This window comes from Martinezella dioscoreae (genome assembly GCF_009176305.1).
In the GTDB taxonomy this organism is placed as follows: domain Bacteria; phylum Pseudomonadota; class Alphaproteobacteria; order Rhizobiales; family Rhizobiaceae; genus Rhizobium; species Rhizobium dioscoreae.
This window is the reverse complement of sequence record NZ_BLAJ01000001.1, coordinates 99,739-112,604: the sequence shown is the minus strand read 5'-3', so window position 1 is coordinate 112,604 and position 12,866 is coordinate 99,739. Positions and strand designations below refer to the sequence as shown.

Annotated in this window: 13 protein-coding genes; 11 read left to right on the top strand and 2 right to left on the bottom strand. The window is 60.4% G+C overall.

Features of this window, described 5'->3' with window-relative positions:
* Positions 1-66: 66 nt before the first annotated feature.
* A complete protein-coding gene (locus GDN47_RS00570; protein ID WP_145631842.1) occupies positions 67-906 on the top strand; it encodes a GyrI-like domain-containing protein in 840 nt (279 codons plus the stop codon).
* A gap of 157 nt (positions 907-1,063) precedes the next feature.
* A complete protein-coding gene (locus GDN47_RS00565) occupies positions 1,064-1,807 on the top strand; it encodes a TerC family protein (protein WP_113354872.1) in 744 nt (247 codons plus the stop codon).
* Between the two features lie 45 nt (positions 1,808-1,852).
* Here the strand turns inward: GDN47_RS00565 and GDN47_RS00560 are convergent, their stop codons facing one another.
* Entirely contained in the window at positions 1,853-2,263 is a 411-nt protein-coding gene (locus GDN47_RS00560) for a hypothetical protein (RefSeq protein WP_113395321.1), read from the bottom strand.
* Between the two features lie 360 nt (positions 2,264-2,623).
* Here GDN47_RS00560 and gltX point away from each other — a divergent pair, with 360 nt between their 5' ends.
* From gltX to GDN47_RS00545, 3 genes are read left to right on the top strand one after another with little or no spacing between them, the layout of a single operon-like run.
* Positions 2,624-4,081 carry a glutamate--tRNA ligase gene (gltX, locus tag GDN47_RS00555; protein ID WP_069615998.1) on the top strand — a complete coding sequence of 486 codons (1,458 nt, stop codon included), beginning with the start codon at positions 2,624-2,626 and terminating at the stop codon, positions 4,079-4,081.
* A 16-nt stretch (positions 4,082-4,097) separates the two neighbouring features.
* Positions 4,098-5,594 (top strand): lysine--tRNA ligase, encoded by a 1,497-nt coding sequence (gene lysS, locus GDN47_RS00550; protein WP_113354868.1) that lies wholly within the window; start codon positions 4,098-4,100, stop codon positions 5,592-5,594.
* A gap of 37 nt (positions 5,595-5,631) precedes the next feature.
* Positions 5,632-5,916 carry a hypothetical protein gene (locus GDN47_RS00545; RefSeq protein WP_113354866.1) on the top strand — a complete coding sequence of 95 codons (285 nt, stop codon included), beginning with the start codon at positions 5,632-5,634 and terminating at the stop codon, positions 5,914-5,916.
* 41 nt (positions 5,917-5,957) lie between these two features.
* On the opposite strand, the gene GDN47_RS00540 is transcribed toward GDN47_RS00545, so the two are convergent.
* Positions 5,958-6,794, bottom strand: a complete 837-nt coding sequence (locus GDN47_RS00540; protein WP_113354864.1) for a hypothetical protein — start codon at positions 6,792-6,794, stop codon at positions 5,958-5,960.
* 195 nt (positions 6,795-6,989) lie between these two features.
* Between GDN47_RS00540 and GDN47_RS00535 the strand changes: the two genes are divergently transcribed.
* The 6 genes from GDN47_RS00535 to GDN47_RS00510 all read left to right on the top strand — a co-directional run bounded on the left by GDN47_RS00535 (position 6,990) and on the right by GDN47_RS00510 (position 12,856).
* Positions 6,990-7,898 (top strand): LysR family transcriptional regulator, encoded by a 909-nt coding sequence (locus GDN47_RS00535; protein WP_113230838.1) that lies wholly within the window; start codon positions 6,990-6,992, stop codon positions 7,896-7,898.
* Positions 7,899-7,966: 68 nt separating this feature from the next.
* Positions 7,967-8,623 carry a 3'-5' exonuclease gene (locus tag GDN47_RS00530; RefSeq protein ID WP_145631840.1) on the top strand — a complete coding sequence of 219 codons (657 nt, stop codon included), beginning with the start codon at positions 7,967-7,969 and terminating at the stop codon, positions 8,621-8,623.
* 105 nt (positions 8,624-8,728) lie between these two features.
* Complete coding sequence (locus GDN47_RS00525) at positions 8,729-9,889, top strand: ABC transporter substrate-binding protein (protein ID WP_113354856.1); 1,161 nt, start codon at positions 8,729-8,731, stop codon at positions 9,887-9,889.
* A gap of 204 nt (positions 9,890-10,093) precedes the next feature.
* The gene (locus GDN47_RS00520) at positions 10,094-11,080 is read left to right on the top strand and encodes an ABC transporter ATP-binding protein (protein ID WP_145631839.1); all 987 of its coding nucleotides are present in this window, start codon (positions 10,094-10,096) and stop codon (positions 11,078-11,080) included.
* Positions 11,077-12,051 carry an ABC transporter permease gene (locus GDN47_RS00515; protein WP_113354852.1) on the top strand — a complete coding sequence of 325 codons (975 nt, stop codon included), beginning with the start codon at positions 11,077-11,079 and terminating at the stop codon, positions 12,049-12,051. The genes GDN47_RS00520 and GDN47_RS00515 overlap by 4 nt, the downstream gene beginning before the upstream one ends.
* A complete protein-coding gene (locus tag GDN47_RS00510; RefSeq protein ID WP_113230843.1) occupies positions 12,041-12,856 on the top strand; it encodes an ABC transporter permease in 816 nt (271 codons plus the stop codon). The genes GDN47_RS00515 and GDN47_RS00510 overlap by 11 nt, the downstream gene beginning before the upstream one ends.
* Positions 12,857-12,866: the final 10 nt, after the last annotated feature.

Sequence of the window (12,866 nt, the reverse complement as noted above, 5' to 3'; positions counted from 1 at the left end):
CAATGGCGATCAAGCATTGCCGCCGCCACAGGCCTATGACTGGCCCGGCAACCAGGGGAGTTGAAAATGAGCGCGATCGGCAGAGCGATATGGTTTATCGAAAGCCATTTTAAATCCGACATCTCGCTCGACGAGATCGCCGAGACGGCCGGGCTGTCGCGCTTTCATCTCTCGCGCGTCTTCGGCATGACGACCGGTCACTCGATCAGCAGCTATATCCGGAACCGCCGCCTCAGCGAAGCGGCTCTCGCACTGATCGACGGCTCCTCTTCCATTCTCCAGGTTGCCCTCGATGCCGGCTACGGCTCGCACGAGGCTTTCACCCGTGCCTTCCGCGAGCAATTCGGCATGACGCCGGAAAGCCTACGCAAACAAGGACACGTTCGCAACCTCGCTCTACAGGAGCCGATCAGAATGGACGACACCCGCCTTCCCAAGCTCGATGCACCGCGCTTCGAGACCCATCCCGCGATGCTGCTTGCCGGTCTTGCGGAAACCTATGCCTATGAGGCGACAGAGGCCATCCCCTCGCTCTGGCAGAAATTCAACGAGCATTTCGGCCATATTCCCGGCCAGATCGGCAATGTCGCCTATGGCGTCTGCACCCAGGCGGAAGAAGGCAGCGAAAGCTTCCGCTATATGTCGGCAGCCGAAGTTTCCGCCGCCGACGGCTTGCCAGAAGGCTTCGTGACGGTGAAGCTGCCGCAGCAGCGCTATGCGATCTTCACGCATCGCGGCCATATCTCCGGCATTTCCGCCACGGTGCATCAGATCTTCGGCGAATGGCTGCCGCAATCGGGTCAACAGCATGCCGGCACACCCGACATGATGGAACGCTATGACGACCGCTTCGATCCGCGCACCGGCATGGGCGTGACGGAAATCTGGATACCCCTGGACGCCTGAAAACCAAGCCTGGGAACAGAGCCCTTGAAACAAGGCCGCCGCCACGAAATTGGTGGCGGCGCTTGTACGGACGGTTGTGCTCCTTACATTACGGCCATTCTGGAGCGGCCGTGCTGGGGGTCAGCATCGGCGAATGCTGATCAAAGGGGGACATTCAATGGATATCATGGGGCTGATACAGGACCCGGGAGCGTGGGTGGCGCTCGTCACGCTTGTCGTCATGGAGGTGGTCCTCGGCATCGACAACCTGATCTTCATATCGATCCTCACCAACAAGCTGCCGCCGGAGCATCGTGACAGAGCCCGCAAGATCGGCATCGGCCTCGCCCTTATCATGCGCCTCGCGCTGCTCGGAACCGTCGCCTGGATCGTCCAGCTGACCCAGCCCGTCTTCGAAATCTTCGGCCAGGGCTTCTCCTGGAAGGACGTGATCCTCATCGGCGGCGGCCTCTTCCTCGTCTGGAAAGCGACGAAGGAGATCCATCACAACGTCGACCCTCAGGAACAGGGCGAGGATTTCATCGCCAAATCGACGACCACGACCTTCGCCTCGGCGATCGGCCAGATCCTGCTGCTCGACCTGGTCTTCTCGATCGACAGCATCATCACCGCCGTCGGCATGACGCCGCACCTGCCGATCATGTTCGTCGCCGTTATCGCCGCAGTCACGGTCATGCTGGTCGCGGCAAATCCGCTCGCCAACTTCATCGAGAAGAACCCGAGCATCGTCATGCTGGCGCTCGCCTTCCTGCTGATGATCGGCACGACGCTGATCGCCGAAGGCATGGGCGTGCATGTTCCCAAGGGCTACATCTACGCCGCCATGGCCTTCTCCGCCCTGGTCGAAGTGCTCAACATGATGGCGCGCAACCGCCGCAAGAAGGCATCCGGCGGCCATTGACCGAGAAAGCCGCGCCAATAACGAGGTGCAGCTTCATCACATCGGTCAATCCTGAACATGGATGTCGACCCACTGGCCGACATCGCCATGTCCGTAAATATCGACCTTGATCCAGACATTGCCGCGCACGATGAGGTTTCCGGCATCGTTTGCGATATTGCCATTGGCCAGCATGGCTTCCAGATTCTGACGATTGGAAGCCTGCGAGAAGAAACTGTCGCCCTGGTCGCCACGGTCGCGGCGGCGATAGGCGTGATAGTTGGCGCGGTCCTGGCGGATGATCTGCCAGGGCAGCGTCAGGCGTTCGCCTTTGGAATTGTAAAGATCGTCATTGCCGATATAGGCGCGGTAAGACTCGATCAGTCGGGCGGAACTGTCCCGTGTGATGGTCGATTGGGCCGCGGCTGCGTCGACCATCGAGACAGCCAATAGCAAGCACAAAATCAGTTTCTTCATGGTATCCCCGGAATGAACGATTGAAAACCTACTTTGCCACTGCCGCGAAAATTGCAAATCAAATTCGGCAAGCGTAAGGCTTTTCTTCTGAAACACTTACGAAGAGTAAAGATGCTTGGCGAAATTGGAAGGCCGGCCCTTTTCGATGCAGCACAGCGTCCTCGGTGCCTCTGCCTGCTCTTACGGCGCAGTTTCCCTTGACGTCATCCTTTGAATATGGCCTAAGGCCAGCCATACGGAAAACGCTGATAGAAGCGGCAAGATGCCCTTTTCCGGCCGGTTTCCTGATCCAGATAGACATTTTCGGCTGGACGGCGCTTGTCCCAAGCGCGGCCCGGCCTTTTATGACGGGCAAACAAAATGACCACTTCAGGCGTTCGCGTCCGCATCGCACCCTCCCCCACCGGCGAGCCGCATGTCGGTACCGCCTATATCGCGCTGTTCAACTATCTCTTCGCCAAGAAACACGGCGGCGAGTTCATCCTGCGCATCGAGGATACCGACGCGACCCGCTCCACCCCGGAATTCGAGACCAAGGTGCTCGACGCTCTGAAATGGTGCGGCCTGAAATGGTCCGAAGGTCCCGATATCGGCGGCCCCTACGGCCCCTATCGCCAGAGCGACCGCAAGGACCTCTACAAGCCCTATGTCGAGCAGATCGTCACAAACGGCCATGGCTTTCGCTGCTTCTGCACGCCGGAGCGCCTGGAAAAGATGCGCGAGGCGCAGCGCGCCGCCGGTCTGCCGCCGAAGTATGACGGCCATTGTCTGAACCTTTCGGCCGAAGAAGTGACCTCACGCGTCGCTGCCGGCGAGCCGCATGTCGTGCGCATGAAGATCCCGACCGAAGGCTCCTGCAAGTTCCATGATGGCGTCTACGGCGATGTCGAAATCCCGTGGGATGCCGTCGACATGCAGGTTCTCCTCAAGGCCGACGGCATGCCGACCTATCACATGGCCAACGTGGTCGACGACCATCTGATGAAGATCACCCATGTCGCGCGCGGCGAGGAATGGCTCGCCTCGGTGCCGAAGCACATTCTGATCTATCAGTATCTCGGCTGGGAGCCGCCGGTGTTCATGCACCTGTCGCTGATGCGCAATGCCGACAAGTCGAAACTGTCGAAGCGCAAGAACCCGACGTCGATCTCCTATTATACGGCTCTCGGCTACATTCCCGAGGCGCTGATGAACTTCCTCGGCCTGTTCTTCATCCAGATCGCCGAAGGTGAAGAGCTTTTGACCATGGACGAACTTGCCGAAAAGTTCGATCCGGAAAACCTGTCCAAGGCCGGGGCCATCTTCGACATCCAGAAGCTCGACTGGCTGAACGGCCGCTGGATCCGCGAGAAGCTCTCGGAAGAAGAGTTCCAGCACCGCGTCCTGACCTGGGCAATGGAAAACGACCGCCTGAAGGAAGGTCTGAAGCTCTCGCAGTCGCGCATCACCAAGCTCGGCGAGCTGCCCGACCTCACAGGCTTCCTGTTCAAATCCGATCTCAACCTCGATCCTTCGGCCTTCGCCAAGATCAAGTCGACGCCGGAAGAATTGCTTGAGATCCTCAACACGGTACAGCCGGACCTTGAAAAGATCCTCGAATGGAACGTCGAGACGATCGAAGCCGAGCTGCGCGCCATTGCCGACCGCATGGGCAAGAAGCTGAAGGTCATCGTTGCCCCGCTTTTCGTCGCCGTATCGGGCTCCTCGCGCTCCCTGCCGCTTTTCGATAGCATGGCGATCCTCGGCCGCTCCGTCGTGCGCCAGCGGCTGAAACTTGCCGCGCAGACCGTTGCGACCCTCGTCGGCCCGAAGAATTGAACCGGACTTTAAAACCATGAACGACAAGACCGAAGCATCCGCCCTCTCCTCCGACGCAACGGAAGTTCGCCGCCAGAAGCTGAAGCTGCTGCGCGAACAGATCGGCGACGTCTATCCGGCGCATTTCCACCGGACCATGACCAATGCCGAACTCGCTGCGAAATACGAAGGCCTGGAGCCGGATACGGAAACCGGCGATGTCGTCACCGTTGCCGGCCGCGTCTATTCCTCGCGCAACTCCGGCATGTTCATGGATATCCACGACGCGTCCGGCAAGATCCAGATCTTCAGCCACAAGGACGTGACCTCGGAAGAAGCACGTTCACTGCTGCCAATGATCGATATCGGCGACATCATCGGCGTCACCGGCGTCGTGCGCCGCACCAAGCGCGGTGAGCTGACCATCAACGCCCAGCAAATCACCATGCTGACGAAGTCGCTCCTGCCGATGCCGGAAAAGTGGCACGGCCTTTCCGATATCGAGCTGCGCTACCGCAAGCGCCATCTCGACATCATGACCAACGAGGAATCGAAGCTCCGCTTCCAGCAGCGCAGCCGCATCGTTTCCGGCATCCGCCGCTTCATGGAGAATGACGGCTTCATGGAAGTCGAAACGCCGATGCTGCATTCGGTTTATGGCGGCGCTACCGCCGAGCCGTTCAAGACGCATCACAACACGCTGAAGCTCGACATGTACCTGCGCATCGCGCCGGAACTCTTCCTGAAACGCACGCTGGTTTCGGGCCTCACCGACAAGGTATTCGAGATCAACCGCAACTTCCGCAACGAAGGCGTCTCCACCCGGCACAATCCGGAATTCACGATGATGGAGTGCTACTGGGCCTATGCCGACTACGAGGACATCATGGACCTCGTCGAGCGGCTGTTCTCCACGCTCGCCATGTCGATCCACGGCAGCACCGAATTCGCCTTCGGCGACAAGCAGATTTCCTTCAAGGGTCCGTTCCGCCGCGTGCCGATGCCCGATGCCGTCAAGGAAGCAACCGGCATCGACTTCCTGGCGATCAAGACCGACGAGGAAGCTCGCGACGCCTCCAAGGCCGCCGGCTTTGCCGTCGAGAAGGACGCCACCTGGGGCGAATGCCTGGCCTTCATCTTCGAGGAGAAGGTTGAGGGTACGCTGATCCAGCCGGCGCACGTCACGCATTTCCCGAAGGACATCTCGCCCTTCGCCAAGGAAGTGCCGGGCGAACCGCGCCTTGTCGAACGTTTCGAGACCTATTGCAACGCCTGGGAACTTGGCAACGCTTTCTCGGAGCTCAACGATCCGGAAGAACAGCGCGCCCGCATGGTCGAGCAGCTCGAGCAGGCGCATGCGCGCGGCGAAAAGCAGAAGGAGCTCGACGAAGAATTCCTCGACGCGATCGATCAGGGCATGCCGCCCGCAGGCGGTCTCGGCATCGGTGTGGACCGCCTCATCATGCTTTTGACCAACTCGCCGTCGATCCGCGACATCATCCTTTTCCCGGCCCGCCGCAACAAGGCCGATTGAGGCCGGTTCCGTCCCTCGAACATCAAAGGTGCGTATCATGACGGGTAAAGAGATATCGGCGGCAGATGCCGACAGCGAGCATCAGCGGCTGGCCGATATTGCCGAGATCGGCGACATCGATCTCTCACAATACGCACCGGGAACGTTCGGTTGCCACGAAGCGATGCACACGGCGTCGATCATGCTCGACATGACCGACGACCAGCTGCTGCAGCACCCCGCCATTCTGGCGAATCCGGACTTCTACCGTCTTGCCGGCGAAGTCCACGAGGCGCTCTTCGCGCTCTACCAGGCTATCGGCGAGAAACATCTGGCGGAATGAGGCATCAGCCTTTCCGCCCGATAGCGCAAATCCGCTTTTGATCAGTTGGTGACGGGCGAGCGGCGGTCGGCGGCGCCCGTCATGGTCGGGTCCAATCCCGGTGACGGGCTTTTTTCCTTCGCCCCGGCATCGGCCCCGATGAAATCACCATTCGCATCATAGCCCGGCTGCACATTGCCGGTCGATTTCGGTTCCGGCAGCTGCGGTTTGGCATCGTGGCCCTCCGCTTGATTTGCGGCCGCTTTCTCCTCCGCGGCGATCGCCGCCTTCATCTTGTCCTTCTTGGCGTCGCCGCCATTGTCTGCCGCCAGCGCGTTGTCGCAGTCCGTCAGATTCTTCAACCCCGCGATCGCCGCATCGATATCCTGCGGCAGCATAGTAATCTGCTCACCATAAAACAGGCCGGCATTGCTCGCACCGCCATCATAATAGCGTGCCGTCAGCGGTGCCTCGGAACTGCCATCGACAAGCTTGTCTGGATGCGGCACGTAAACGACATCGGCCCCCAGCGCCCGGCCACGCAAGTCAGACCGCAATGTCGGCCCATTTCTGTCAAGAACCACAACCTGAACGAGATCCGGTTTCTGTTCCTGATAGACAGCCTTGGCAACCCGGAGCGCAGTCCTGACACGCGTCAGCCCATCGGTCGGCTCCGTGCGGATATATTTGCGAACCCAGAAACGGTTATCCTTGCGGATCGTGACAAGATTGACGTCGGTGCACTGAAGCCCGTTAGGAGATGCGGAGGCAAGGCCGAGCAGCCTGTCCTTGCCGACATAAAGCGCCAATACGCCGGAGCAGCCTATGAGAAAGGCCACTCCGCCGATCATGACGACAAACTTCCGGGGTATCCGGAAAATGTGCAGTAAGGCGCTCACGCCAACTGCTCCAGCATAGACCACTCCAAGCCGACAAAAATGATCAACCCTCACGTTAGGGAATTGGCGTTTCGGAATACTTAAAACTGAGGTGAAACTTGTGCTGTCCTCGACATCGTTACCAAAAAAGGTCCAAACTTTCACACCTATGACGGGCGCTTGCCTTCCGTGCCGCGAACATGCTCTAACCTTGGCATGGCCTTCACCTTGAGACAGCTGCAATACTTCGTCGCCGTTGCGGAACAGGGCTCCGTGACGCGTGCCGCGCAGAACCTGTCCATCTCGCAATCCTCAGTCACCGAAGCTCTCAAGGAACTAGAAAGCGATCTCGGCGTGGAGCTGTTCGAGCGCCATCCGCGTGGCCTGTCGATCACCCACAACGGCCACCAGTTCCTGCGCCACGCAACGAAGATCCTGGCGACGGTCTCCGACGCGCGTACCAGCTTTTCCGGCAAGCAGAACGAGGCCGGAGGCACGCTGAATATCGGCGTGACATCGCTTGTCGCCGGCTATGTTCTGTCAGATCTTCTGGCGCGCTATCGCCGCGCCTGCCCCGGGGTCGAAGTCAGTGCCATCGAGGACAATGGCGGCTATTTGGAACATCTTCTGGTTGGCGGTGAACTCGATGTCGCCGTCATGGTGATCTCCAATCTTCGCGACCGCATGGCCCTGCAGGCCGAGATTCTGGAAACCTCGCCCTACCGCCTCTGGCTGCCGATGGGCCACCCCCTGGTCTCGGCCGATATCATCAGTGTTGCGGACATCACCCGCGAGCCACTGATCATGCTGACCATCGACGAAATCGAAGAAAACACCGGCAAGCTTTTGACCGCGCTCGGCGCCCGTCCGCATGTCGCCTTCCGCACGCGCTCCGTCGAGGCCGTGCGCAGCCTGGTTGCCACCGGCGCCGGTGTCGCACTGCTGCCGGATCTCGTCTATCGTCCATGGTCGCTGGAAGGCGATCGCATCGAAAGCCGCGACGTCTCCGGTTCGCTGCCTGTAGTGCAGGTCGGCATGGTCTGGCGCAAGGGCTCCAGCCTGCCGCAAGCGGCCCGCGATTTCGTCGGTGTCGCAGAAAGCATGCGCTCGGGCCGGCAGCGGTAGCACGCAGTATTCTTGCGACCCGACTGAGGGGAATACAATCGAAGATTGCCGCAAATGGAGGGTCAGGTATGAAGACTGCAATCATATTCGACTGTGAGTTTCTTTGCCTCGAAGGGTCGCAACGCCGGTCCTGGTGTGCGGCGCATGATCCCGATCCGGTCGTCGCGCAAGTCGGAGCCGTCAAGCTCAGCCTCGAAGACGATTTCGCGATCCTGGACAGCTACAAGGCCTATGTTCGCCCGGTCGATCGGTTTGGCAAACGATATGCGCTCGATCCGTTCTTCACCGCATTGACGGGTGTGACCGAAGAGAACATCGAGACGGAAGGAATGACCCTGCAGGACGCCATTGCCAGTCTGGATCGTTTCTCGGATGGTGCCCGTCTCTGGTCCTGGGGCAAGGACGAGCTGAATATGATGGCGATCAGCTGTTACGTCGCCGGTATCCAGCCCCTGATCCCCGCGCATCGTTTCGACAATGCCGTCAAGCTGCTGCTTGCGGCGGGAATGCCGGTCGAAGATCTGGCGAAGACGCCAAGCAACGAGCTTTCCCACTACTATGGCGTGCAGCATCCGCCGCTTAAGTGCCATGACGCGCTCGATGATGCCCTTTCCATTTCCTACACGCTGCAGCACCTCATGCGGGCCGGAAAGCTGCGGCCGGAGGTTTTCGATCTCTCAGCCACGCACAGTTATGAATCGGAAATTCCGATATCACCTTTCTGATAAATGAATTTGCGAATGCGGCGAAATCGCGTCACCTTTTCTTCCGGGAACAGGAAGCCAGCCACTGGCTCCACGCCATCAAGGCTCAAAAACCGGGAGAGTCCGATGAAGCATCTGCTGAAATCATGCACGACCGCACTCGCATCCTTAAGTTTCGCCACACAGGTCATTGCCGCCGAGCCGTTGAAGACGCTCGGCAAGGGTGAAGGTGCGGTCAGCATCGTCGCCTGGGCTGGCTATATCGAGCGCGGCGAAAGCGACAAGAATTACGATTGGGTCACCGGCTTCGAAAAGGAAACCGGCTGCAAGGTCAGCGTCAAGACCGCGGCGACATCGGACGAAATGGTGGCGCTGATGAACGAAGGCGGCTTCGATCTCGTGACCGCATCCGGTGACGCGTCGCTGCGCCTCGTTGCCGGCAAGCGCGTCCAGCCGATCAATACTGATCTGATCCCGAGCTGGAAGAACCTCGACGACCGCCTGAAGAATGCCCCTTGGCACACGGTCAACGGCATTCACTATGGCGTGCCCTATCTCTGGGGCCCGAATGTGCTGATGTACAATACCGATGCCTTCAAGGGCCAGGCGCCGAAGAGCTGGAATGTCGTTTTCGAAGAAACGACGTTGCCTGATGGTAAGTCGAACAAGGGTCGCGTGCAGGCCTATGACGGGCCGATCTATATTGCCGATGCCGCCCTTTATCTCATGGCCCACAAGCCTGAACTCGGCATCAAGGACCCCTACGAGCTCAACGAAGATCAGTACAAGGCGGCCCTCGAACTGCTGCGCGGCCAGCGCAAGCTCGTCAGCCGCTACTGGCACGACGCGATGATCCAGACCGACGACTTCAAGAACGAAGGTGTCGTCGCCTCCGGCTCCTGGCCGTTTCAGGTGAACCTGCTGCAGGCCGACAAGCAGAAGATCGCCTCCACGTTCCCGGATGAGGGAACGACGGGCTGGGCCGACACAACCATGCTGCATGCCGACAGTGAGCATCCGAACTGCGCCTATATGTGGCTGGAACATTCGCTGCAGGCCAAGGTTCAGGGCGATGCCGCCGCCTGGTTCGGCGCCGTGCCCTCGGTTCCGGCAGCTTGCAAGGGCAACGAACTCCTGACCGACAGCGGCTGCGCCACCAACGGCTATGATCACTTCGACAAGATCAAGTTCTGGAAGACGCCCGTCGCGAAATGCAGCACGCAGGGGGAATGCGTGCCCTATCACCGCTGGGTCTCCGACTACATCGGCGTGATCGGCGGGCGGTGATCTTCACGGGAAACATACCTTCTCCCTTCGGGGAGAAGGTGGCCCGAAGGGTCGGATGAGGGGGTGGCCCGGCATACGAAGGATTGCCTTTCGCTTGCCGCTCAATGCCCTCGTCGCTGCGCTCCTCGCCCCCCTCATCCGCCCTAACGGGCACCTTCTCCCCGTTGGGGAGAAGGAAAAAACAACCCTTCCCTGGAGAAGCCAATGAACGCCGTTCGTTTCCAGCAGGTGTCGCGCCATTTCGGCAAGGTCCGCGCTGTGGACCGCGTCGATCTGGAGATTGCGCCCGGCGAATTCTTCGCCATGCTCGGCCCTTCCGGCTCCGGCAAGACCACCTGCCTCAGATTGATTGCCGGCTTCGAACAGCCCACAGGCGGCCATATCGAAATCTTCGGCGAAACCGCCGAAGGCGTTCCACCCTATAGGCGCAACGTCAATACGGTGTTTCAGGATTATGCGCTCTTTCCGCATCTCAACATCCTCGACAACGTCGCCTACGGGCTGATGGTCAAGGGTGTCGGCAAGGCCGAACGGCTGCGGGCTGCCGAACAGGCGCTGGAACTGGTAAAGTTGCCGGGCTATGGCGCCCGCCGTCCGGGCCAGCTCTCCGGCGGCCAGCGGCAGCGTGTGGCGCTCGCCCGCGCTCTCGTCAACAAACCGAAGGTACTGCTGCTCGACGAACCGCTTGGCGCGCTCGATCTGAAGCTGCGCGAGCAGATGCAGGAGGAGTTGAAGAGCCTGCAACGGGCGCTCGGCATCACCTTCGTCTTCGTCACCCACGATCAGGTCGAGGCCCTGTCCATGGCCGATCGCGTCGCCGTCTTCAACGACGGCCGCATCGTCCAGCAAGGCACGCCACACGATATCTACCAACGGCCGAAGACCCGTTTCGTTGCCGATTTCGTCGGCTCCTCCAACGTCATCGCTCCCGAAACCATGTCGTCGCTCGGCGGCGAACGGCGCTGGGCGAGCCTGCGCCCCGAGGCCATCCGGTTGACTGAGGAGAGCGGCGTGGCGGCGACCGTGAAGGCGACGAGCTTTCTCGGTGCCGCTACCCGCCTCTCGGTCGAGACGAATGGCGCCCGCCTGCATGTGACCGTACCCGCCGGCCAGCCGGCTCCGGATACAGGGGCCTCCGTCCGCCTCGCCTGGCTGCCGGCGGATGTGCATTATATGGACGACGCCGCATGAACGCCGCCGCCTTCCCCGCCTCGTCGAGCCAGGCACCGGCCTCGATCCTGCCGCGCCGCGGCGGCATCTTTGGCCGTCTATCGGATATCTTCTGGCGCCGGCCGAAGCTGCTGCTCTTCCTGATGCTGACGCCGCCGCTGCTCTGGCTTGGCATCATCTATATCGGCTCGTTGATCGCGCTGCTACTGCAGAGCTTCTTCTCGATCGACGACTTCTCGGGAATGGTGAATTACGAATTTACCCTCTCGACCTATGCGCAGCTGCTGAATACAGCCAACTTCGACATTATCGTCCGCACGGTCGTCATGGCCGCCCTCGTCACCGTCGCCTCGGCCTTCGTCGCCTTCCCCATCGCCTATTATGCGGCGCGCTATGCGCAGGGAAAATGGAAGGCGCTGTTCTATCTCGGCGTCATGCTGCCGCTCTGGTCGAGCTATCTGGTGAAAGTCTATGCCTGGAAGCTGATCCTTGCCAAGGAAGGCATTCTCACCTGGATCTTCGATAGGCTGCATCTCGGCTGGCTGCTCGACGGCGTGCTTGCCTTGCCCGTCATCGGCGGCAACTCGCTCTCGGTCAGCTATATCGGCACCTTCCTCGTCTTCGTCTATATCTGGCTGCCCTATATGATCCTGCCGACGCAGGCAGCACTTGAGCGCGTGCCGGCCAATCTGCTGGAAGCCTCATCCGATCTTGGCGCAACGCCGAACCAAACCTTCCGCACCGTGCTGCTGCCGCTCGCTTTGCCCGGCGTCGTCGCCGGCTCCATCTTTACCTTCTCGCTGACCCTGGGTGATTACATCATCCCGCAGATCATTGGCTCCTCGCGCCTCTTCATCGGCCAGGCCGTCTATACGCAGCAGGGAACCGCCGGCAACGTGCCGTTGGCCGCCGCCTTCTCGGTCGTGCCGATCGTCATCATGGCCATCTATCTCTGGATCGCCAAAAAGCAGGGAGCTTTCGATGCGCTCTGATCGTGGCCAACGCGCCTCCTTCCCCCTGAAGATCGCAGCCGCGGGCGGTCTGCTCTTCCTGCATCTGCCGATCCTTCTGATCTTCGTCTATGCCTTCACGACGGAGGAGAAGAGCTATCAATGGCCGCCGCCGGGGCTGACGTTGCAATGGTTCGGTATCGCCTGGAACAGGCCGGATGTCTGGTCGGCGCTGGCGCTCTCGGTGCAGGTCGCGACCATCGCAACCGCAATTGCATTGATCCTCGGGACGCTCTGCGCCGCGGCCGTCAGCCAAACGAAGTTCTTCGGCCGCGAGGCGATCTCGCTCTTGGTCATCCTGCCGATCGCACTGCCCGGCATCATCACCGGCATTGCGCTGCGCTCCGCCTTCAGCCTGTTCGATATCCCCTTCTCGGTCTGGACGATCGTTCTCGGCCATGCGACCTTCTGCGTTGTCGTTGTTTATAACAACGCCGTCGCCCGCTTCCGCCGCACCTCCGGCTCGCTGATCGAGGCCTCAATGGATCTTGGCGCCGATGGCTTCCAGACCTTCCGCCATGTCGTCCTGCCGAATATTGGCACGGCGCTGCTGGCCGGCGGCATGCTCGCCTTCGCGCTGTCCTTCGATGAAGTCATTGTCACCACCTTCACCGGCGGCCAGCAGATGACCCTGCCGATCTGGATGCTGGAGGAACTCATCCGCCCGCGCCAGCGACCGGTGACCAACGTCGTCGCCATGGTCGTCGTGCTTGTCACCTTCCTGCCGATCCTGGCAGCCTACTATCTTACCCGCGACGGCGACCAGATCGCCGGCGGCGGCAAATGAAAGGGAGAGA